The sequence below is a fragment of the Dyella tabacisoli genome (genome assembly GCF_003350925.1).
GTDB classification, from domain to species: domain Bacteria; phylum Pseudomonadota; class Gammaproteobacteria; order Xanthomonadales; family Rhodanobacteraceae; genus Dyella_C; species Dyella_C tabacisoli.
Genome location: NZ_KZ857177.1, coordinates 111,797 through 131,814, shown reverse-complemented (window position 1 = coordinate 131,814; position 20,018 = coordinate 111,797). Strand labels below are relative to the sequence as shown.

The window sequence follows — 20,018 nt, the reverse complement described above, 5'->3', positions numbered from 1 at the left end:
TCACTCAGCCCGGCGGCCAATGCATCCGGCGGCCAGCCAATAGATGCACATGCAGATGAAACACCGTCTGGCCGCCATGCTCGTTACAGTTGACGACGGTGCGGTAGCCCTGCTCGGCCAAGCCCTCGCGTCTGGCATAGCCCGCAGCGGCAAGTAGCAGCTTGCCCAGCAATTCGGCATCTGTGGCATGGGCATCATTAAGCGTGGCAATCGCGCGCTTGGGGATAAACAAAACGTGCACCGGCGCTTGCGGATTCAAGTCGCGAAAAGCAAGTACATCATCGTCCTCATAAACGATATCGGCTGGAATCTCGCGGCGGACGATCTTGCCAAAAATGGTGTCGCTCATGCCTTGCTCCTTTGCATGTAAATAGACTCTGTCCGAAGTCAGCTCAGCGTATGCCGGCTGCCGAAAGCATGCGCCAGCGTGCTGCGATCGACGTACTCAAGTTCGCCGCCCAACGGTACGCCATGCGCCAGGCGGCTGGGCCTCACACCGGCAGCGTGCGCCAGTTGGGCCAGATAATGCGCGGTGGCCTCACCTTCTACGGTGGGATTGGTGGCGATAATCATCTCTTCGATCTCGCCCTCGGCCAGGCGCTCACTCAGTTGAGCTAGACCCAGCTCCTCGGGGCCTAAGCCATCGAGTGGCGATAGTCGGCCGAGCAATACGAAATATTGCCCCCGATAGCCGGTCGCCTGCTCGATCGCCGCCAGGTCGGTCGGAGACTCGACCACGCATAGCGCTTGCCGGTCACGGCTACTGTTAGCGCATAAAGCGCACACCGACTCCTCACTGAAATTGCGGCAGCGACTGCAATGGCCAATGCGGCGCATGGCCTGCTCCAGCGTGCTGGCCAGCTTGAGACCACGCTCGCGTTCGCGCTCCAGCAAATGAAAAGCCATCCGCTGCGCACTCTTATTGCCCACTCCAGGCAGGCAGCGCAAGGCTTCGATCAGATCAGAGAGGAGCTTGCTCATAGGTCCATCGTGGATGGCAGGAGCGCACCGAAATGCGCGATCACGGCATGGCCGCTTCGTTGCTCTCGCGCACCTCGGTACGCCCCGCTAAAGATCAAAACGGCATCTTGAAGCCGGGCGGCAGATTCATCCCGGCGGTAACGCCACCGAGCTTGCCCTTGCTCACCTCAGCCACTTTGTTCACCGCGTCGTTGACAGCGGCGGCGACTAGATCCTCGGCCATCTCAGGATCGTCGGCAAACAGCTTGCGATCGATCTGCACGCGCCGCACCTCGTGCGCACCGGTCATCAGCACGGTGACCAGGCCACCGCCTGAGCTGCCGGTAACTTCCAATCTGGCAATCTCTTCCTGCGCACGCTTCATGTCTTCCTGCATGCGCTGAGCTTGCTGCATCAGTTGGCCGATTTGTCCTTTCATGAGCTTGACTCCAGGTTCAGATAGTTCAAGTGACGAGTTTAAAAATTTCGCTTCAGGATTCGAAGGGTTTAACCGACTGCGGCAACACCCGCGCGCCAAACTCGCGCTTAAGCGACTGCACCAGCGGATCACCCTCAATCGATTGTTCGGCCGCCGATTGCGCTGCCTCGCGAGCATTCGCCGCGCGTGCAGCCGGCGTGTGCCCGGCAATCTGTTGATCGCCGACGAAACGCAAACGAATGCGCTCACCCAGGGCCTGACTAATGCGGTCTTCCATCTGACTCACCATCGGCTCGACCGCCAAGTGCATATGGGCCGCCTGCAGCGCCATGACCAGGGTCTGACCATCACGCTCCCGTAAAGCGGCATTTTGCGCCAGTTGACCCAGCGGCCCGCGCAAGCCTGCCTGCTCAATCAAGGTCTCCCAATGCGGCAAGCCGGATGCATCGCGCGGAATCGCAGCCCGTACCGGAGGCTCGGCCGCCGGTGCGGCAAGCGATTCGGCGCGCGGCGGTACGGGATCGGGGCGGCTCGCCGGCACTGAACGCTCGACCATCGGCGGCGGCGCGGCGCGCGTGGGCGCCGGCGATGCCGCCGCTGTCGACGAAGGGGCCGTGCGCGGCGGCGGCGCACTCGCTGCCCGCTCGCTACGCGGCGCCTCACCGCCGCCATCGAGCGGGCGGAACGCCAGCATGCGCAGCAAGGCCATCTCGAAACCGGTACGCGCATCCGGCGCCAGTGCGAGATCGCGACGGCCGGCAGTGGCGATCTGGTAATACAACTGCACATCTTCGGGCGCAAGGCGCTCGGCTAACGCGATGATCGTGCTGTCATCGGCGTCGCCGTCCTCGGGTCGATAGCCGGGCACCAGTTGAATCAACTGGATTCGGTGCAGCACGCTGGCCAGATCATCCAGTACGCCACCAAAATCCGGCGAAAACGAAGCAATGCGCGTGCACTCGGCCATCAACTGCTGGCCGTCACCCGCAGCCAACGCATCGAGCACGCCGAGCACCTGCCCGCGCGCCACACTGCCCAGCATCGCGTGCACATCGTCCAGATGCAGGGCACCGCCACCGTAGGCGATGGCCTGATCGAGCAAAGACAAGCCGTCGCGCATGGAGCCATCGGCGCCGCGCGCCAGCTCACCGATAGCGGGCTCTTCATAGGCGATATTCTCGGCACCGAGAATGTGCCGCATCTGGCCGGAGATCTGGTCGGGCAATAGTCGCTTCAGATTGAACTTCAGGCAGCGCGACAACACCGTGACCGGCAGCTTTTGCGGGTCGGTGGTGGCCAGTAGAAACTTCACATGCGGTGGCGGCTCTTCCAGTGTTTTCAGCAGCGCGTTGAACGCCGGCTTGGAGAGCATGTGCACCTCGTCGATCAGGTACACCTTGAAGCGGCCGCGCGCCGGTGCGTATTGCGCGTTTTCAATCACCTCGCGCACGTCGTCCACGCCGGTATTGCTGGCCGCATCGATCTCCAACAGATCCACGAAGCGGCCAGCATCCACTGCGGTGCACACGGCGCACTCGCCGCAGGGGTCGGCCGACTCGCCGCGCTCGCAATTGAGCGACTTGGCGAAAATGCGTGCGATGGTGGTTTTGCCGACACCACGCGTGCCGGTGAACAGGTAAGCGTGATGCATGCGCCCGGTGTCGAGCGCATTGGTGAGCGCACGCACGACGTGCTCCTGCCCGACGAGTTCGGCGAACTTGCGAGGGCGCCATTTGCGCGCTAATACCTGATAAGACATGCGTTAGAGCCTACTCATGACATCCGGTAGCCCGCACCGGGAACAGATTGCGCACGGGACCAGGAAGAACGAAAGAGTGTATGTCGATACACGACCGATATGGGGCGAAAGACGATTGTGCCAAGTCACCCTCGGCAAGGCGAGCACCCCCGAAAAGGCGGCGGCCCTGCCAGCCACACTCCGGCACCCGAATCATTCGCTACCGTTGCTCCCTTCCGGGCCTGGCGGAGTTTACGAACTATCGTCGCGGAGGGACCGACAGGGCCACCATAGACGTTGCTTTTGGCGTCAACCAGCAGGTTGGCGCTCGGTTTCACTCACTGGCGGAGAGAGAGGGATTCGAACCCTCGATACGGGGTTTAGCCGTATACACACTTTCCAGGCGTGCTCCTTCAACCACTCGGACACCTCTCCGCGATGGTGAAACCTCGTTGCCGGGCCGTTGAGCCCAACAAAGAAGCGGAAGAATAACCGGAGCCTCGCGCAGTGACAAGAGATGCCATTCAGCCGCCGGACTCAACCCTGGTTTTGCGCCACATCGCGCAGGAACACCGGCAGATCGGTGGTCGGCGGTTTGGCCTGCACCTGATAGAACATATCGGCCACGAAACCCCGGTGATAAGTCGTGTGATTGACCACGTGCAGCAGCATCTCGGCGCGCGTCATGACCCCCTGCCCGCCACCAATAAAGCTGAAAGGCACGCTCTCGTCGATACTCTGCGCATCCTGGGCATCGCTCCAGGCGACGTACCACTGATCTACCGCCTGTTGCAGCGGCCATAACTGGTCAAGCGGCAGCGGCTCGGGTGTATTGCGCGAGGTGAAGCCATGTTCGCCGCCCTGCAGATGCGCCTGGAAAATCCGGTCAATCGCATAACTGTGGCTGAGCGTCCGCAGCATATTGCCGAATACAGTCTGCCGTGGCCTTGACGTTTCAATCGCTGGCAGGCCTGAAACAGCGTCGAAAATAAGCTGATTGGCCCACGCCTTGTAGCGCGCCAGCATCCGAAGTTGCTTAGTGCTCATAAATTCCAGTCACCCGGCATCGGGGCGAAGAGGTGATGGCGCAGCCAGCGATATGCGGACATTGGCCGTGGCGATCGAGTAGCCACGCGCAGCTAGCGCCGCACCGTCGGCGGCACTGCCATAGTGATATAGCCGCAGGCGCGAACGCAGCGGCGCGGGATATTCGCGTTCGACGTCGTCAATACCCGTATGCGAAGGGTTGCCGACCAGGCCGCAATCATGGGCAATGACTTCGGTGCCGCCAGCATGGCGAGCCAGCATCTCCGGGATCGGGCGGGTATCTCCGGTGTAGGCAAAACTACCGGCCAGCGCGATGCCGTAAGAGGTACCCGGCATGTGATGGCGAGTGGCAAACACATCGAACCACAGCTCATCCAGCCAAAAACCGCGATGACATGGGATCAACCGAAAAGCTTCCCAGAAGTTGACGCCCCCTTCGGCCAGGACATTGGGGTAGTCGGCAACCCGCCCTTGCAGCAAAGATATCAATCCGGCATGCGCGAAAAGACGGGTCTGCCCCCGCAGCCGCTCATCAAACCAAAGCCGGAAAAACAACCGCTCCAACCCGGCAACATGATCCATGTGGGTATGGGTGATATACAGCGCTCGCGGCGGCACGCCGTAGGCGGCGAGATAGCGGTCGAGCGTGTCCGGGCCGCAATCGATCAGCAGCACCGGCTCGCCATCGCGCTCCAACACAGCCGCCGACGAGCCAAGCTCGACCGCATGCGCCGCGCCGACACCGAGAAAATGTAACGTCCAGTTCATGCGTTTAGAACCTGCCTGTAGCGGCTGAGCAAAGGCTTCCAGAGCATTTCTTCAAAAGCGGCCTCGCCGAGTTCGGCCGCGCCCAGCTTGATTAGCGAGCGCCGCAGGCGTTGCAGATTAGCTTGCTGCCAACTCAAGGCGGGCCGACGTTGCTGACCGCGATCGAAATCGATCAGATACAGCTCGCTCGGAGTCACCAGCACGTTATGCGCATTCAGATCGGCATGCCAGATGCCGGCGCGATGAAAACGCGCCACCAGGGCGCCGGTCGACTCGGCCAATTCAGTATTGAGCCGCTGCAGCGCCAGGCACTCCGCCAAAGTCTGCGCTTCGGCGATACGGCGGGTCATCAGGTCGGCGGTGTAAAACAGCCCATGCCGTTGATAGCGGGCAGCCACCGGTTGCGGTCCGGGCAGGCCAAGCGCGGCAATGGCGCCCAACAAACGCAACTCGGAGAAGCAACGCGTATATGCGGCGCCGGTCCACAGGTAGCGATCACCCAGCACATTCGCCACGCGGCCCCCGCGACGATAATGACGCAGCACGCACTCGCCTGCCGGTGTATCGACAATGGCGACGCCGCCGCGCCCGCCTGCCTGCGTACGCAAGGCGCCGCGATCGCGCCAGTAGGCTGGCGTAAACCAGCACTCATCGACTTGTGGCGCCACGGCAGCATCAAACAGAATCGCGCTGGTAGCGTCCTCTCGGACTCGTTCTTGCATCATCATGCCCGGCTCTAGTCGTGCGATTCTAGCTCAAGCCCCATGCCCCCAAACTCGATCCCCGCCTCCATCTGCCTGCTTCGCACATCCGCCATCGGTGATGTCACCCATGTCGTGCCGCTGGTTCGCACTCTGCAGCAGGCATGGCCGCAAACCACGCTGAGCTGGATCGTCGGTAAGTTGGAGCGTCGACTGGTCGGTGACCTGCCTGGGGTGGAGTTCATCACGTTCGACAAGAGCGCCGGCTGGGCTGGTATGCGAGCGGTGCGCGAAGCTTTGCGCAGCCATCGCTTTGACGCGTTGCTGCAGATGCAAGTGGCGCTTCGCTCCAACCTGCTCAGCCTCGGGATTCATGCAAAGCGCCGTGTCGGCTATGACCATGCCCGTGCGAAAGATCTGCATGGACTGGTCGTCAACGAGCGGATTCCGGCCCGCACCGGCGAACACGTACTCGACGCCATCGGTAGCTTTTGCGAGCCTCTGGGCCTCAAACAGACCCACGTGCGCTGGGATATCCCCATACCCGACGAGGCACATGCCTGGGCGGCCGAACAACTATCTGGCGAAACGCCGACACTGCTGGTCAGCCCAACCTCCAGCCACCAGCTACGCAACTGGCGCGCCGAACGTTATGCCGCCGTGATGGATCATGCCGCCGCGCGCGGCTGGCGGGTAGCCTTGGTAGGCGGCCCTTCGCCAGCCGAACGCAGCGCGGCCGATGCCGTACTCGCAGCCTGCCGTAGCACGCCGCTCGACCTCACCGGCAAGGACACGCTCAAACGGCTGATGGCGACGCTTTCCCGCGCACAGATGCTACTGACACCCGACTCCGGCCCCATGCATATGGCCAATACCGTCGGCTGCAAAGTGCTGGGCTTGCATGCGGCAAGTAACCCCGACCGCTCCGGCCCCTATTCCGATCGTCGCTGGTGCGTGAACCAATACGATGCGGCCGCCCGAAAATACCTGGGCAAACCAGCCAGCGAGATTCCCTGGGGCAGCAAGATCGAACGACCCGGAGTGATGGATCTGATCGAGGTCGACGCGGTTATCGAGCGCTTCGAGGCTTGCGCCGCACATCAGCGCCATGCCCAAACCAGCTAGCCAGCCGGTCCGGGCAAATCCATGCCAAACGCCTGTCCCTGCGCGGCGAAGCCCTGCACCATGGTGTCGCACCACATATGGGCGAGCAGATTAATCTGCCTCGGCGTGAGGTAGAGCAATTCCTCGTAGTTCTGCCCGACGGTGGCGTAATTCGGAAAGTTGGCCAGGAAATCCTGTGGATCAGTGTCATTGAGCAAGGCACTGACCGCAGGTGGCAACCGATGGCGCCATGATTCGTTCAAATCGTTGTACAGCCAGAAGATCAAGGGTGTGTACGATTCCAGTGCAAACGGATTGTTGGGCAGCACGGCGTAGTACCCGGCATGCACCACCGCCTCACCGGCCGCGCGCGCAGATTTCAAACCGGCGGCCAATCCGGCGAACTCCGTTTTATCGAAGATCTGCGTATTCTGGTTGCTGCCATAGTCGTTGGCAGGGATGAAACCGAACAACCGGCTGATCTGACCGTCGATGCCATCGACACACCCCTTGTCGGTGGCATTGATCGGAAACGGCGAATTGACGAAGGCGAAAATCACCCGGTACTTGCGCCGCAGCAGCGGGACAATGCCGATGTTCTCCAGGATGCCGCCATCGCCGAAGCTATAACTCGCCGATGCCTGCTGACCGATCTTGCGGATCGGCCAATACTGGAAATAAGGGAAGCCGCCCGAATAACCGGACAGATCTATCAGCGAAGCCAGCGCTGCGCTGCTGCTACCGATGACATCGGACAACAGGAACGGAAACTGCCCTGCGGCCACGGTCACGATATCGCTGGAATTCACGCCTCGCGGTGTCGGCGTATCAAACGCGAAGTTCTCGACATAGCCATTGCCGATATCGACACCGTTAACACCTGCGCCGGCGAACAACTGCGGCGTGCCGCTGTAGCCGGGTGTGTATTCGAACGGCCGATAGGTCTGCCCCGGTAGATCGCCGGGCTCAAGCCTGGGCTGCGTGCGCAGCAAAGCATGATCGCGGGCGGGATAGCTGCGCACGAAATCACCCTGGGGCGACAGCGTGTTCTGGGGATAGACCAGCGTGGCCCCGGCAATAAAGAAGGGACGGTCCTTGCGCAGGGTAAAGAAATTCGCATTCAGCGAGGGGTTGCGGGCCTCAATGGCAGCGAGCGTCTGCTGGTTCAAGGTCAGCGAGGTATTGAGATCACCCAGCCCGAACGGCGACAGCAGCGTCGCATTGAGCAAGCGCCCCCAGATCTTGTCGAACGGTATCGTGCCCCATTTGTACTCCAACAGATAAAGGGCCAGCCATGCTGCCAGCTCTTCATTACTGAGATGACCTAAGGCCGAACCCAGATAACCGGACGGCAGTTGATCGAGCATGGCCACTGTGAGATCGCCGGGAGCGACCACCGGCCCCAGCAATTGCTGGTCGCTATAAGACGAAGGTGCATAAGAAAACAGCCCGCCGAACCAGCTACCGCCCGATACGCAGGAGATCGCGCCGAGCAAAGGCACTACACCGGCCGCCTGAAGCCCCCGCATCTGCCCCAGCGATGCCGCAAATGCACGTGGCCCGCCACCTGAGAAACAGGCCGCCCACATGCCTTTTGCCGCGTTGTAGCGCGGGATCGATTGTTCGGGATAGGGGCCCTTCGGCGGCTGGGCGATCGGATAGGCCTGGGCCTGCAAGGCCGCCGCTTGCGTGTCGTCCTGGTTCATCAGTTCCCCCCAATGAATAAACCCCAGCCATAGTGCATCGGCCATACGTCACAGCCGGGTGAACACATATGCCTGGGCAAGGCAGGGGGACCACCTACTCAGCCGGCACTGGCCGAGTAGGTGTTATCAAGCGATGGAACGGCGGTAACGAGCGCTTAGGCGCGGTAATCCTGATACGACTTTTCCTCGACCAGTTGCGAGCCAAGCTTGAGATTGATCTCGCGCTTCACGGCGGCACGTTCATCGTTACGGAAATACACCGAACGGGCCAACTCGATGAAGGCCTGATCGAACGCCTGAGCCTTTTCCTTCAGGCGAATATCGTCTTCGATGACCCAAAGCACCTGGTTTACGGCCAGCAGCCGGGCGCGCTCGTCGCTGATATCGGTTTGTGAAGCGGGGGCGCTGGCCCAGGTCGCGTTCAGCAGATCCAGTTCGTTGCGCACGTTGACCAGCTTGGCCGGATCGGTGATCTGCTGCGACTTGATCTCTAAAATAGTGATCTTGTCGATCAACTCGCCGTACGAGACCGGTACTTGAATAAGGCTCATAGAAACTCCGAAAACAGTGAATCGAAACCGTCAGGTGACCGTAAGACATCCACGGCCGACAGCCTCACATAATAAACAAGCGCTGTCCCATACGGACATACCGGCGTTTTCGGCGCTCCGCCGCAACAAAAATCGAACTACCATGCCGACGCAAGGCAACACCGGAATCTTGAATCGCCCCTGTCCGTAGCGATCGAGTCGGCATCGTCACTATGAACCACCAAGGAGAGCCCATGAAAATTCGTCATCTCAACGTCTTTGCCCTCGCTGCGGCGCTTGCTCTCACTGCGGTCACCGCGCATGCCGCGGGCCCCAGCAAAGCACCGGCCGGCAACACCGGCTACATCAGCTCTACCGGCAATGTATTGATCCGTAACGATGGCATCTTCGTCCGCTGCAGCCAGTGCGGTACGGTGCAGTCGATCGAGCGCAATATCACCCAGGGCCGCGATCACGGCACCCTAGGCACGGTCATCGGCGGTGTTGCCGGCGGCGTACTTGGCAATCAGGTCGGCAAAGGCAAGGGCAATACGCTTGCCACCATCGCCGGCGCCGTCGGCGGCGGTGTCGTCGGCAACAAGATCGGTACGGGCGGCGGCGGCGAAAGCTATACCCTGCGCCTGAAAATGGGCGATGGCGGCATCAGCAACGTCACCGTACCGGATGCCAGCTCGATTCGCGAAGGCGATATCGTGCAAATCGATAACAATGGCAATGTGACTCGCGTGCAGTAAACGCCAGCGCATAAAGCAAAAAGGCCGGCATTTATGCCGGCCTTTCTATTTCGGCAGGCGCTCGTCTCGGCAGGCATCGACGCGATTGCTCAACGCATCGAGAAAATCCTGCGGTAAAACGGCACGCACCGGTACCGACCACTCATGCGGCCGTGCAAAGTGCCGGCATTTGACGGCGTCTTTCTCGGTCATCAACAGCGGCAGTTCGTCGCGAAAATCCAGGTCGCTTGCGGAAAAGGTATGGTGATCGGGAAAGGCATGCTCGATCACCTCCAGCCCGTGTGCGCGCAAGCTGTCGAAGAAGCGCCGCGGATGGCCAATGGCCGCCACCGCATGCACCGACTGCCCGACAAAACTCGCCAACGGCTGCTGGTGACCATCGACAAGCGCGCTGGCGCTACTCCCTTCGAGCTGCATGGAAATATCGCCGGCCTGCGCCTTACCGCCGTTGCATACTCGAAAATCCACCTTACTCAAGCGACTCAATGGTTCACGTAAAGGCCCGGCAGGCAACAATCGCTGATTGCCAAAGCGACGTACGCCATCGATTACACAAATTTCAACATCACGCGCCAGCCGATAGTGCTGCAGCCCGTCATCGGCAATGACCACATCGCAGCCCGCGGCAATCAACAAGCATGCCGCTGCGGGACGATCTCGCCCTACTGCTACAGGTACACCGCTGGCACGGATCAAGCAGGGCTCGTCGCCGACGATCGCGGGATCCGGCGCCGCATCGAGCAGCATAGGCTGCCGATGGCTACCGCCATAACCGCGACTCACCACCCCAGGACGAAAACCGCGTTGGCGTAAAGCGTCTACGACCGCAATGGTCAGCGGGGTCTTGCCGGTGCCGCCTACGCTGAGATTGCCGATCACGACCACCGGTACCGGCAAGCGCTCGCTGCGTAGCCAACCACGCCGGTACAAGGCGCGGCGCAGATAAATCACCCCGCCATAAAACCAGGCCAACGGAAAGCTCCACCAGGGTGAAGGACGGTGGCCGTACCAAGCCGCTTCGAGCGTATCGGCCAGCGCCATGCAGGCCTCAGTCGCTCGCTTGCTGATCGTGAAACTGCATGCGATGCAACGCGGCGTAATGACCGCCCAGCGCGAGCAATTGAGCATGTGTGCCACGCTCGACAATGCGTCCTTGATCCATCACTGCGATCTGATCGGCACCCTCAATGGTGGACAGGCGATGCGCGATCACCACGGTAGTGCGATCGCGCATCAGCCGCTGCAACGCCTGCTGGATCAAGCGTTCGGACTCGGTATCGAGTGCGCTGGTCGCCTCGTCCAGCACCAGAATCGGCGCGTTCTTGAGAATGGCGCGGGCGATGGCGATGCGCTGGCGCTGGCCGCCGGAGAGCATGTTGCCGCCTTGCCCGATCGAACTGTGGATTCCCTCAGGCATGCGACTGATGAACTCCATTGCATTGGCCGCTTCGGCGGCGGCGACAATCGCCGCTTCGCTGGCGCCGGCCAACTCACCGTAGGCAATGTTGTCGGCAACGGTGCCGTCGAACAACACCACGCTCTGCCCCACCCAGGCGATCTGCTCACGCAGCGAGGCCAAGGTGTAATTCGCGCAGTTCTCGTTATCCAGCGTAATGGTGCCGGCGCTGGGTTCGTAGAATCGCGGCAACAAGCTGACCAGGCTGCTCTTGCCGCTACCGGAGCGGCCGACCAGCGCAGTCACCGTACCCGGCCGACAATGCAGATCGATGCCGCGCAATGCTTCATAGCTGTTGCGCGGATACACCAGGCGCACATCGTTAAACTGCAAATCGCCGCGCGATCGTTCGATGACACGGGTGCCGTTATCGATCTCCGGCGGCATATCGATGATCTCGAATAAATCATCGCAAGCAGCCATGCCACGTTGAATCGTCGCCTGCACACCGGTGAGCCGTTTCAACGAAGGCAGCATGCCGCCCATAGCGGTAAGCACGCTGATGAACACACCCGGCGAAATCTGATCGATAACCCCCGGCCGCGTACCAAGGTATACCAGCAAAGCCAGCGCAAACGCCGCCGCCGTCTGCACGGTGGCGCTGGACAATGCGCTGGTGGTGACCACTTTGAGATTGAGCCGCAGGCTATGGTTGGTGATCTGCTCGAAGCGCTTCGCCTCGTGCCCCTGCCCGCCGTAGATGCGCACCTCTCGATGCGCCCCGACCGATTCTTCGACGGTGCCCGTCACCGATCCCATGGTGCCTTGAATGCGTTTGCTGATGGTGCGATAGCGGCGGCTGACCACGGTAACGATCAGCACAATCGCCGGCACCATCACAAACAAAGCCAAGGTGAGGTAAGCACTGTTGCTGAGCATGACCCACAACATGCCGATTACCATCAGCCCCTCGGTAACCGCCACTTTCAAGGCATCGGTTGAGGCCTGCGCCACTTGCTCGCTGGTATAGGTGATGCGGGAAACCTGCTGACCGGAATGTTCGGCACCGAAAAATGCCGCCGGTAACCGCAGATAAGCACTAAACACGTCCCGCCGCATGCTTTGCACGACGTGGCGGCCGATATAGGCGATGCCGTAGTCGCTGAGAAAAATGCCGATGCCACGTAACAGGAAAATGCCGATGATCCAGATCGGCATCCAGAAGATCAGATACGCGTCTTTCTTCGCAAACAAATCGTCGATCAGCGGTCGCAGCAGCTTGGTGAAGCCCGCCAGGCAGCCGCTTTCGATCACCATGCCCACCAGCGCGATAAGACCGATAGCCCAGTAGCGTTGGGTATAGCCCAGCAAACGTCTATAGGTTCGCCAGGTTTCAGCCCCCCATACGCTGGCTTTCTCTTTACTCACCGGCCCGTGCTCTCTTGACTCGGCGTCGTGGCGATAGACAGTTTGGTAAAGCCCAACTGGCCCAATGCATCCATCACCATCACCACATTCTGGTGCGCCGTCATAGCGTCGGCGCGAATGGTGACTTGGCGTTCGCGATCATCGCCGGCCACTTGGGCAATCGTGCGCTTCAGCGGCTCGATGCCTTCACCCCGCACCTCGTCGCTGCCGACGAAATAATGGCCATCGCGATCCACTACCACGGTGAGCGCGGGGGCCTGCATATCGCGTTCTTCGGCGCTAGCCTTGGGCAACGTCACCTGCATCCGCGAATGCTGAATAAAGGTGGTGGTAAGCACGAAGAACATCAACAAGGTGAGCAGCACATCGATCAGCGAGATCACGTTGATCTCGAAATCGTCCTGCCTCCGGTCATTGCCGATACGCATCGGTGCTTAGCCTGCGCTCGGTTCGGTGCTCGCACTTGCCGCACGACGCGGGCGCGCGGCAGCCGGTGCGGCGATGGTCAACTCGTCGAGCAGCGCGGTCGCCTGCTTTTCCATATCGACGCAATAGCCCGCAACCTTGGAACGAAAATAGCGATGCAGTACATAAGCGGGAATCGCCACGACCAAGCCGGTCGCGGTGCAGATCAATGCCTCGCCAATGCCGCCTGCCATTTTCATCGGATCGCCGACACCGCCCTTCATCACATCGAGAAACATGCGGATAAGGCCGATGACCGTACCGAGCAAACCCAGCAATGGACCAATCAAGGCGATCGTGCCGAGCGTGTTGAGATAACGCTCCATGCGATGCACCACATGGCGACCGGTGTCCTCGATACGCTCTTTGATGAGTTCGCGTGGCCGATTACGTACGGCCAATGCCGATGCCAGCAATTCGCCCAAGGGCGAGCCATTGGCCAAAGTGGTCAAATGCGCGGGGTCGAGCTGGCCCGAACGTGCCCAATTGAGCACTTCGTTACCCAAGCCAGTCGGCAATACCGACGAGCGGCGCAAGGTCCAACAACGCTCTAATACGATCGCTACGGCGACCGCCGAACAGATCAGGATAGGCAACATCGCCCATCCGCCAGCCATCAGGAGTTCAAGCACGACAACACCTACTATCCGCAGTCGTTTAAAGAGCGCGCATCATAGCAGCCCCACTTCCCGGTTCCGTGGCGCCGGTGGCAATACGCTCATTCGCGCCAATAACGCATACGCCGCTGCCGCCACGTGGCGCTGATTACCGGGGACGTATGGACCGGCACATCTAGCTGAATGGCCCCATATTCAGCCGTATTCAGCAAGGGCACGCCAGCCGCCGCATAGCGCTGTACCACGTGCGGATGCGGATGGCCGAAGCGGCTGCGCCAGCCTGCCGAAACGATCGCCAATGGTGGCTGCAGACGGCCAATAAAGGCTGCACTCGACGAGCTGCGGCTACCGTGATGCGGCACCAGCAACACTGGCGCAGCTCCCTCGCCCATCGCGGCGGCCACCCGTAACTCGACCTTGCTGCTGATGTCACCCGTAAGTAAGACGCGTCCACCGATGCCCTCGATCAAGAGCACGCAGGAGCGATCATTTCCCTTGCCGCTGCGCCCAACCTCAGGATGCAATACGCGAAAACGCACCCCGTCCCATGTCCACTCCTGGCCGGCCTGACAAGGCTCCATCGGCAGCGACATGTGCTCGGGCTCACCGGCGTAACGCCGTGCCAACGGGAAAGCCGCCGCAACCGCCGGTGCCCCGCCCGCATGATCGTTGTCCGCATGGCTCACCATCAGCATGTCGAGCTGGCTGATGCCCAAGGCGCGCATGGATGGCAATACCGCAGCCTCGCCCATATCGAAATCCGACGGATAGCGCGCACCCGTGTCGTAGACCAGGGTATGACGCTCAGTGCGCAGCAACACCGACAAACCCTGCCCTACGTCCAGCACCCATAGCTGGAATGCGCCTTGCTGCGGCACCGATGACGGCGGCCAGACCAGCGGCAGAAACAGCAAAAAACCCAATCCGCGCAGTGGCACTCCGCGCGGCATGAACAGCCACCAGGCACCCAACGTCGCCAGCCAGAGCGCCCACGGCGCCACCTCCGGCAGGTACCAATGCGCACCCGGCCAGGTCGCCATGCGTTGTAGCAACCACCATTGCGCATGCGCCAGCCAACCCGTCAGCCACAACACGGGGGTTGCCAGGGGTGGACACAAGCCCAGCAGCAACATGCCAAGTAGTGCGCCAGGCACGATCACAAAGCTGACGAAGGGCACGGCGATCAGATTGGATAAGACACCGACCAACGAGGACTCACCAAAGAACCACATGGTCAGCGGCAGCAAAGACACCGTCATCAATAATTGTCCGGCGGACAACTCGCGCACAAACCCACGCAAGCCACGACCACTGGCGGTCAGGCCAAAGATCAGAAAAGCCACCCCGACAAAGGACAACCAGAACCCCGCCGCCAGCACCGCCAATGGATCGACCAGCAGAATGGCGATCAACGCCAGCGCCAACGATTGCGCGCCGCTGCTTTGGCGCCGACTACAACGCGCCCACGCAACCACCGCAATCATCAGCAGCGTGCGCACCGTAGGTAAACCGAAGCCAGCCAACGCGCTATAGATCCCCGCCATCAGCAAGGCCAGCGTGGCCTGCGCCTGCATACGGGGCAAACGTAACGCCAGGCCTGGCCATATCAAATAAGCAAAACGTGCCAGCCAGATGCCGAATATGGCGGCGACACCGACATGGAAACCGGAGATCGCAATCAAATGCGGGATGCCGTTGGCTCGCGCGACCTCCCAATCGCGCTGGCTCAGCCCGCGTATATCGCCGACTGAAAATGCCTGTAATAGCGCTACATCGTGTGGATCGCGTACACGTGCCGCGATGCCCTTGGCGATCGCATCACGCACGCCATCGATGCAGAAGCGGGACGAGTCGAGCATCGCGTTGGCATCGTCCTCGCGCACGTAACCGGTGGCGATGACGCCGCGCTCCAACGAACTCCGCTCACTATCGGCACTACCGGGATTGACCAGGCCGCGCGGACGCTTCAAGCGTAATGTGAGTCGCCAACGCGAGCATGGCTCCAACACCGGCGCGGTTCGGTACCAGGCCAGCCGTAGCTGGCCATGCAAGGCGATCGGCTCGCCATCCAGCGTGGCCTGCTCGATCGTCAGGCGAAATCGGGTCGCGTCGGCACCCGATTGTGGCAGGTCGGCGATAGTGCCGATGACGCTGAAATCACGGCCCTCAAGCTCGCGCGGCAAACGCGCGTCCATCGCCGCACTGGCACGCCAAACCGCCCAGGCGAATCCGAACAGCACGCAGGCGCACCCACGCCAACATGGCCAACGCCAGCACGGCACAACCAGCAAAATGACGCCGAACAGACACCACCAGCGCGAAGGCAAGACCGGCAGCCATTGCACCGCAAGCACGCCAAGCAATAACGCCAACCCGGCCCCGACTGCACTACTGATACGCCCCATCACCCACTCCATTCCCTGGAGTACCCAGCCTAACGCGATACGTCACGGCGCGAGGATGAAAAACGTGTAGGGGAAATCTGGGGAACGGGGAACGGGGAACGGGGAACGGGGAACGGGGAACGGGGAACGGGGAACGGGGAACGGGGAACGGGGAACGGGGAACGGGGAAAAGCCTAAAAAGCAGGAGCTGAAAAGCAAGAGAAAAAACAAAGAAAAATCAAAAAAGAACGCGACATCACAGCCACCACTCAAGCTGCATGTTCCCCGTTCCCTATTCCCCGTTCCCTGCTCTTATCTCAACTCCCCGTTATGCAGCTCAAGCGTGCGATCCATCTTCGCCGCCAACCGGCTGTCGTGAGTCACCAGGATAAAACTGGTGCCGACTTCGCGATTGAGCTCAAGCATCAACGCGTACACCTGCGCCGCATTGCCTTCATCGAGATTGCCGGTAGGCTCATCGCCAAGCACACAGGCCGGCTTGGTTACTAATGCGCGCGCCACGGCACAACGTTGCCGCTCGCCACCGGACAGCTCCGATGGCTTGTGCGCCAGGCGCTGCCCCAGGCCAACCCGCTCCAACAATGCAGCGGCTTCGCGCTGCGCCTCGACGATCGAGACGCCCCGAATCAATAGCGGCATGCATACGTTCTCCAAGGCGGTGAACTCGGGCAGCAGATGATGAAATTGGTAGATGAAACCCAGCGAGCGGTTGCGCACCCGGCCACGTTCGGCATCGGACAGTGTCGACAATATGCGCCCGTCCACCTCCACTTCGCCGCCGGTCAGCGTATCCAGCCCACCAATGATGTGCAGCAACGTGCTTTTACCCGAGCCCGATGCACCAACGATGGCCAGCGTTTCGCCACGCTTCAGGCTGAAGCTCACATCGCTCAATACATCGGTCTTGAGATCGCCCTCTTGATAGGTCTTGGCGACATGACTGGCGCGCAGTACGAGGCCATCGGCAGCATGTTTGGATGGAGCAGATATAGGTGCAGGAGTCATAGTGGCTTTCATCAGGGAATCACTCATAGCGCAGCGCCTGCGCCGGCTGTGTACGCGAAGCACGCCAGGCGGGATACAGAGTGGCCAGCAAGGAGAACAGGAACGTAGTCAGCGCCACCCAGCCCACATCGCTGGCCAGCAGCTTGCTGGGCAATTCGCTGATGTAATAAATATCCGGCGACAGAAAAGTCACATGGAAAACCTGCTCGATGACCTTCACGATCTGCGGCAATCGCCATGACAGCAGCGAGCCCAGGCCGACGCCACAGCCAATACCGACAAAGCCCACCAGTACGCCTTGCACCATAAACATGCCCATGATGCTGCGCGGGGTCGAACCGAGGGTGCGCAAAATGGCGATGTCGGCCTGCTTGTCCGTTACCAGCATCATCAGCATCGAGATCAGGTTAATCACCGCCACCAGGATAATCAGCGACAGAATGATGAACATCACCTTCTTCTCCATCGAGATCGCCGAGAAGAAGTTTGCGTGGCTGTCCATCCAGGTCTGGACTCGATAGACCTGCCCGAACTTATCGGCCAGCTCTCGCGCTACGGGATTCGCATTGAACAGGTCATCCAGGCGCAAGCGGATACCGTTCGGCCCGGTGAGATCGTTGAGCTTTTCAGCATCGCTCATATTGACCAGCGCAAGACCGGAATCGAACTCCTGCATGCCCAGCTCGAAGATGCCGGTGATCTTGAAAGCCCGTTGACGCGGCACGCTACCCATCGGCGTGCCGCGAAATTGCGGCACCACCATGATGACTTTGTCACCGACGTTGACACCCAGAGTCAGCGCCAGCTCCTTGCCAAGCACGATATTCCAGCTATTGGGCGTGAGATCGGACAGAGTCCCTTCGACCATGTGGCTGCCCAGCTCGGATACTTTGGGCTCTTGCTCTGGCTCGATGCCCCGCACAATCGCGCCATTGGAGCGCCGCGCCAGCAACATCGCCTGCCCTTCGACGTAAGGTGCGGCGCCTTGTACATGCGGATTGCTCTCGGCGACTTTTACCGTCTGCTGCCAGTCCTGCATGCCCTCGCCGGACAAGCTCGAAACCGTGGCGTGCGAGATCGCGCCGAGAATGCGCGAACGCAGTTCGTTGTCGAAACCGTTCATCACTGACATCACTGTAATCAGCGCGGTCACGCTGATCGCAATGCAGATGATGGAAACCGCAGAGATGAAAGAGATGAACTGGTTGCGCCGTTTGGCGCGGGTATAACGCAAGCCGATAAAAAGTTCGAGCGGTCGAAACATGGACGGGTCGCTTGTAAGAGTCAGTGGGCAGGCCGCCCAAGCATGCAGATTATCAGGCAAGCAGCCATCAGACAGCGAACCGGGACGTTAGTGCGGCATTGAGGCCTGTCCGCCCCCTCATAGCCGCGGCAAAGCCTCACCAGGCTTGATCGCCGCCAGCCGCATACGCAACCGCCGGCGCGTATCGGCATCGCAATTATCCGGCGCGAGCACCAAAACGATGGGCCGCTGTCCGGGCAAAACCAGGCGCAGCAATATGAAGACGCCCATGGCCCGAAACGAAGCGAGGGTCGCCGTAGCATCCGCGCCTTCGGCCATACGCAAGCTCCAGCCGCCATCTCCGGCCCAGCCTGCGGCGATCACACGCCGGGTCAGCGTACGACGTATCGCCCGCAGCGCCACGACAAAGGTAGCTATCAACAACAGGCATTTTGACCACCACGGCAGACCACACAGAGCAATCGCCAGTGCCGCCAACAAAGCTACTACGCTCAATAGACGCAAAAACCATCGTGAGGGACGGTATTCAAAGCCGATGGCGGGCGCGGATGTCATCGATGATCGCCTGCCAGTCCGTGCGTGGCGCGCGCGCATGCCCCATGACCCAATCCCACAGATCGGGGTCTTGCACGTCGAGTAATTCGTCGAATGCCTGCCGCTGTGATTCATCGGCCTTGGCGAAGCGCTCATCCAACCAACCGCCAAACAGCGCATCGAGTTCACGCGTACCGCGGCGGGTACGCCAGCGCAAGCGCTTTATGCGGGTTTCGTCCATCGAGATAGCGCCTCCTTATGCATCCTCTCCCCTGACCCTTTTAAGCCAAGGGAGAAGAAGAACGACACTTATGCGGCGCGCCGTTCGACAATCAGCTTTTTGATCTCCGCGATCGCCTTGGCCGGGTTTAGACCTTTCGGACAGGTACGCGCGCAGTTCATGATGGTGTGGCAACGGTAGAGCTTGAACGGGTCTTCCAGATCGTCCAGACGCGCACCGGTATCTTCATCGCGACTGTCGACAATCCAGCGATAAGCCTGCAGCAGAATGGCCGGACCGAGGTACTTGTCGCCGTTCCACCAATAGCTTGGGCAACTGGTCGAGCAACAGGCGCACAGGATGCACTCGTACAGGCCGTCGAGCTTCTTGCGGTCCTCGGGGGACTGCAGACGCTCTTTATCGGCCGGTGCCGGGCTCTGCGTACGCAGCCACGGCTTGATCGAGGCGAACTGAGCATAGAAGTGAGTCAGATCAGGCACCAGATCTTTCACCACCGGCATATGCGGCAGCGGATAAATCTTCACGTCGCCCGAACCGCACTCTTCAATCGCACGTGTGCAGGCCAGCGTATTGGTGCCGTCGATATTCATCGCGCACGAGCCGCAGATGCCTTCGCGGCAAGAGCGCCGCAAGGTCAATGTCGGATCGATCTCGTTCTTGATCTTCAACAAGGCGTCCAGAACCATCGGACCGCATGCGGCCATATCGACCTCATAGCTGTCGATGCGCGGGTTCTGACCGTCGTCCGGCGTCCAGCGATAGATGCGGAAGGTACGCGGTTTTTTCGCGTCCTTCGCAGGGTAGTGCTTGCCCTGCTGGACCTTGGAATTCTTGGGTAACGTAAATTCAGCCACGTTTGCCTCACTCTATCGTGCTAGCCGTACATACTCGTCTGGCGAGCGCCGGTACAACATT

At 60.7% G+C, this 20,018-nt stretch carries 21 protein-coding genes, 1 tRNA gene and 1 other RNA gene; 2 read left to right on the top strand and 21 right to left on the bottom strand.

Annotated features, from left to right (window positions below):
• Window positions 1–4 precede the first annotated feature (4 nt).
• The 9 genes from DVJ77_RS12500 to DVJ77_RS12460 form a co-directional block, all read right to left on the bottom strand.
• A complete protein-coding gene (locus DVJ77_RS12500; RefSeq protein ID WP_114845854.1) occupies window positions 5–349 on the bottom strand; it encodes a histidine triad nucleotide-binding protein in 345 nt (114 codons plus the stop codon).
• 38 nt (window positions 350–387) lie between these two features.
• Entirely contained in the window at window positions 388–981 is a 594-nt protein-coding gene (recR, locus tag DVJ77_RS12495) for a recombination mediator RecR (protein WP_114845853.1), read from the bottom strand.
• 94 nt (window positions 982–1,075) lie between these two features.
• Window positions 1,076–1,399 (bottom strand): YbaB/EbfC family nucleoid-associated protein, encoded by a 324-nt coding sequence (locus DVJ77_RS12490; RefSeq protein WP_114845852.1) that lies wholly within the window; start codon window positions 1,397–1,399, stop codon window positions 1,076–1,078.
• 52 nt (window positions 1,400–1,451) lie between these two features.
• Window positions 1,452–3,158, bottom strand: a complete 1,707-nt coding sequence (gene dnaX / locus DVJ77_RS12485) for a DNA polymerase III subunit gamma/tau (RefSeq protein ID WP_114845851.1) — start codon at window positions 3,156–3,158, stop codon at window positions 1,452–1,454.
• 164 nt (window positions 3,159–3,322) lie between these two features.
• Window positions 3,323–3,419: signal recognition particle sRNA small type (gene ffs / locus DVJ77_RS12480), an RNA gene on the bottom strand.
• A 60-nt stretch (window positions 3,420–3,479) separates the two neighbouring features.
• Window positions 3,480–3,572, bottom strand: a tRNA-Ser gene (locus tag DVJ77_RS12475).
• Between the two features lie 102 nt (window positions 3,573–3,674).
• Window positions 3,675–4,184, bottom strand: a complete 510-nt coding sequence (locus DVJ77_RS12470; protein ID WP_114845850.1) for a DinB family protein — start codon at window positions 4,182–4,184, stop codon at window positions 3,675–3,677.
• Window positions 4,185–4,193: 9 nt separating this feature from the next.
• Window positions 4,194–4,952 (bottom strand): MBL fold metallo-hydrolase, encoded by a 759-nt coding sequence (locus tag DVJ77_RS12465; RefSeq protein ID WP_114845849.1) that lies wholly within the window; start codon window positions 4,950–4,952, stop codon window positions 4,194–4,196.
• Window positions 4,949–5,680, bottom strand: coding sequence for a 3-deoxy-D-manno-octulosonic acid kinase (locus DVJ77_RS12460; RefSeq protein ID WP_114845848.1), 732 nt, complete (start codon window positions 5,678–5,680; stop codon window positions 4,949–4,951). Before DVJ77_RS12460 ends, DVJ77_RS12465 begins: the two co-directional genes overlap by 4 nt.
• 36 nt (window positions 5,681–5,716) lie before the next feature.
• Between DVJ77_RS12460 and DVJ77_RS12455 the strand changes: the two genes are divergently transcribed.
• Window positions 5,717–6,778: a glycosyltransferase family 9 protein gene (locus DVJ77_RS12455; protein WP_114845847.1), complete on the top strand. Its 1,062-nt coding sequence runs from the start codon at window positions 5,717–5,719 to the stop codon at window positions 6,776–6,778.
• Here DVJ77_RS12455 and DVJ77_RS12450 read toward each other — a convergent pair.
• Both DVJ77_RS12450 and DVJ77_RS12445 read right to left on the bottom strand, forming a co-directional pair.
• Window positions 6,775–8,463: a hypothetical protein gene (locus DVJ77_RS12450; protein ID WP_162791475.1), complete on the bottom strand. Its 1,689-nt coding sequence runs from the start codon at window positions 8,461–8,463 to the stop codon at window positions 6,775–6,777. The two genes, DVJ77_RS12455 and DVJ77_RS12450, sit on opposite strands and share 4 nt — an antisense overlap.
• A 155-nt stretch (window positions 8,464–8,618) precedes the next feature.
• Window positions 8,619–9,014, bottom strand: a complete 396-nt coding sequence (locus tag DVJ77_RS12445; RefSeq protein ID WP_114845845.1) for a DUF6165 family protein — start codon at window positions 9,012–9,014, stop codon at window positions 8,619–8,621.
• Between the two features lie 233 nt (window positions 9,015–9,247).
• Here DVJ77_RS12445 and DVJ77_RS12440 point away from each other — a divergent pair, with 233 nt between their 5' ends.
• Window positions 9,248–9,748, top strand: a complete 501-nt coding sequence (locus tag DVJ77_RS12440; protein ID WP_114845844.1) for an outer membrane lipoprotein — start codon at window positions 9,248–9,250, stop codon at window positions 9,746–9,748.
• A 45-nt stretch (window positions 9,749–9,793) separates the two neighbouring features.
• Here the strand turns inward: DVJ77_RS12440 and lpxK are convergent, their stop codons facing one another.
• The 10 genes from lpxK to DVJ77_RS12390 form a co-directional block, all read right to left on the bottom strand.
• Entirely contained in the window at window positions 9,794–10,789 is a 996-nt protein-coding gene (gene lpxK / locus DVJ77_RS12435) for a tetraacyldisaccharide 4'-kinase (RefSeq protein ID WP_114845843.1), read from the bottom strand.
• A 7-nt stretch (window positions 10,790–10,796) separates the two neighbouring features.
• Entirely contained in the window at window positions 10,797–12,572 is a 1,776-nt protein-coding gene (msbA, locus tag DVJ77_RS12430) for a lipid A export permease/ATP-binding protein MsbA (RefSeq protein WP_114845842.1), read from the bottom strand.
• A complete protein-coding gene (locus DVJ77_RS12425; RefSeq protein WP_114845841.1) occupies window positions 12,569–13,000 on the bottom strand; it encodes an ExbD/TolR family protein in 432 nt (143 codons plus the stop codon). Before DVJ77_RS12425 ends, msbA begins: the two co-directional genes overlap by 4 nt.
• Window positions 13,001–13,006: 6 nt before the next feature.
• On the bottom strand, window positions 13,007–13,654 hold the full coding sequence (locus DVJ77_RS12420) for a MotA/TolQ/ExbB proton channel family protein (protein ID WP_114845840.1): 648 nt from the start codon (window positions 13,652–13,654) through the stop codon (window positions 13,007–13,009).
• Window positions 13,655–13,755: 101 nt separating this feature from the next.
• Window positions 13,756–16,059, bottom strand: a complete 2,304-nt coding sequence (locus tag DVJ77_RS12415) for a DNA internalization-related competence protein ComEC/Rec2 (protein ID WP_114845839.1) — start codon at window positions 16,057–16,059, stop codon at window positions 13,756–13,758.
• A gap of 291 nt (window positions 16,060–16,350) precedes the next feature.
• The gene (lolD, locus tag DVJ77_RS12410) at window positions 16,351–17,064 is read right to left on the bottom strand and encodes a lipoprotein-releasing ABC transporter ATP-binding protein LolD (protein ID WP_114845838.1); all 714 of its coding nucleotides are present in this window, start codon (window positions 17,062–17,064) and stop codon (window positions 16,351–16,353) included.
• Between the two features lie 19 nt (window positions 17,065–17,083).
• The gene (locus tag DVJ77_RS12405; RefSeq protein ID WP_114845837.1) at window positions 17,084–18,328 is read right to left on the bottom strand and encodes a lipoprotein-releasing ABC transporter permease subunit; all 1,245 of its coding nucleotides are present in this window, start codon (window positions 18,326–18,328) and stop codon (window positions 17,084–17,086) included.
• A gap of 117 nt (window positions 18,329–18,445) precedes the next feature.
• Window positions 18,446–18,883 carry a protein YgfX gene (locus DVJ77_RS12400; RefSeq protein ID WP_114845836.1) on the bottom strand — a complete coding sequence of 146 codons (438 nt, stop codon included), beginning with the start codon at window positions 18,881–18,883 and terminating at the stop codon, window positions 18,446–18,448.
• The gene (locus DVJ77_RS12395) at window positions 18,855–19,103 is read right to left on the bottom strand and encodes an FAD assembly factor SdhE (protein WP_114845835.1); all 249 of its coding nucleotides are present in this window, start codon (window positions 19,101–19,103) and stop codon (window positions 18,855–18,857) included. Before DVJ77_RS12395 ends, DVJ77_RS12400 begins: the two co-directional genes overlap by 29 nt.
• Window positions 19,104–19,171: 68 nt before the next feature.
• Window positions 19,172–19,957, bottom strand: a complete 786-nt coding sequence (locus tag DVJ77_RS12390; protein WP_114845834.1) for a succinate dehydrogenase iron-sulfur subunit — start codon at window positions 19,955–19,957, stop codon at window positions 19,172–19,174.
• Window positions 19,958–20,018 lie beyond the last annotated feature (61 nt).

Bases quoted from the DNA above. Each gene is read 5' to 3' on its own strand.
- DVJ77_RS12500 (WP_114845854.1), bottom strand. From the start codon at position 349: ATGAGCGACACCATTTTTGGCAAGATCGTCCGCCGCGAGATTCCAGCC.
- recR (WP_114845853.1), bottom strand. From the start codon at position 981: ATGAGCAAGCTCCTCTCTGATCTGATCGAAGCCTTGCGCTGCCTGCCT.
- DVJ77_RS12490 (WP_114845852.1), bottom strand. From the start codon at position 1,399: ATGAAAGGACAAATCGGCCAACTGATGCAGCAAGCTCAGCGCATGCAG.
- dnaX (WP_114845851.1), bottom strand. From the start codon at position 3,158: ATGTCTTATCAGGTATTAGCGCGCAAATGGCGCCCTCGCAAGTTCGCC.
- DVJ77_RS12470 (WP_114845850.1), bottom strand. From the start codon at position 4,184: ATGAGCACTAAGCAACTTCGGATGCTGGCGCGCTACAAGGCGTGGGCC.
- DVJ77_RS12465 (WP_114845849.1), bottom strand. From the start codon at position 4,952: ATGAACTGGACGTTACATTTTCTCGGTGTCGGCGCGGCGCATGCGGTC.
- DVJ77_RS12460 (WP_114845848.1), bottom strand. From the start codon at position 5,680: ATGATGATGCAAGAACGAGTCCGAGAGGACGCTACCAGCGCGATTCTG.
- DVJ77_RS12455 (WP_114845847.1), top strand. From the start codon at position 5,717: ATGCCCCCAAACTCGATCCCCGCCTCCATCTGCCTGCTTCGCACATCC.
- DVJ77_RS12450 (WP_162791475.1), bottom strand. From the start codon at position 8,463: ATGAACCAGGACGACACGCAAGCGGCGGCCTTGCAGGCCCAGGCCTAT.
- DVJ77_RS12445 (WP_114845845.1), bottom strand. From the start codon at position 9,014: ATGAGCCTTATTCAAGTACCGGTCTCGTACGGCGAGTTGATCGACAAG.
- DVJ77_RS12440 (WP_114845844.1), top strand. From the start codon at position 9,248: ATGAAAATTCGTCATCTCAACGTCTTTGCCCTCGCTGCGGCGCTTGCT.
- lpxK (WP_114845843.1), bottom strand. From the start codon at position 10,789: ATGGCGCTGGCCGATACGCTCGAAGCGGCTTGGTACGGCCACCGTCCT.
- DVJ77_RS12425 (WP_114845841.1), bottom strand. From the start codon at position 13,000: ATGCGTATCGGCAATGACCGGAGGCAGGACGATTTCGAGATCAACGTG.
- DVJ77_RS12420 (WP_114845840.1), bottom strand. From the start codon at position 13,654: ATGGCTGGCGGATGGGCGATGTTGCCTATCCTGATCTGTTCGGCGGTC.
- DVJ77_RS12415 (WP_114845839.1), bottom strand. From the start codon at position 16,059: ATGGGGCGTATCAGTAGTGCAGTCGGGGCCGGGTTGGCGTTATTGCTT.
- lolD (WP_114845838.1), bottom strand. From the start codon at position 17,064: ATGACTCCTGCACCTATATCTGCTCCATCCAAACATGCTGCCGATGGC.
- DVJ77_RS12405 (WP_114845837.1), bottom strand. From the start codon at position 18,328: ATGTTTCGACCGCTCGAACTTTTTATCGGCTTGCGTTATACCCGCGCC.
- DVJ77_RS12400 (WP_114845836.1), bottom strand. From the start codon at position 18,883: ATGACATCCGCGCCCGCCATCGGCTTTGAATACCGTCCCTCACGATGG.
- DVJ77_RS12395 (WP_114845835.1), bottom strand. From the start codon at position 19,103: ATGGACGAAACCCGCATAAAGCGCTTGCGCTGGCGTACCCGCCGCGGT.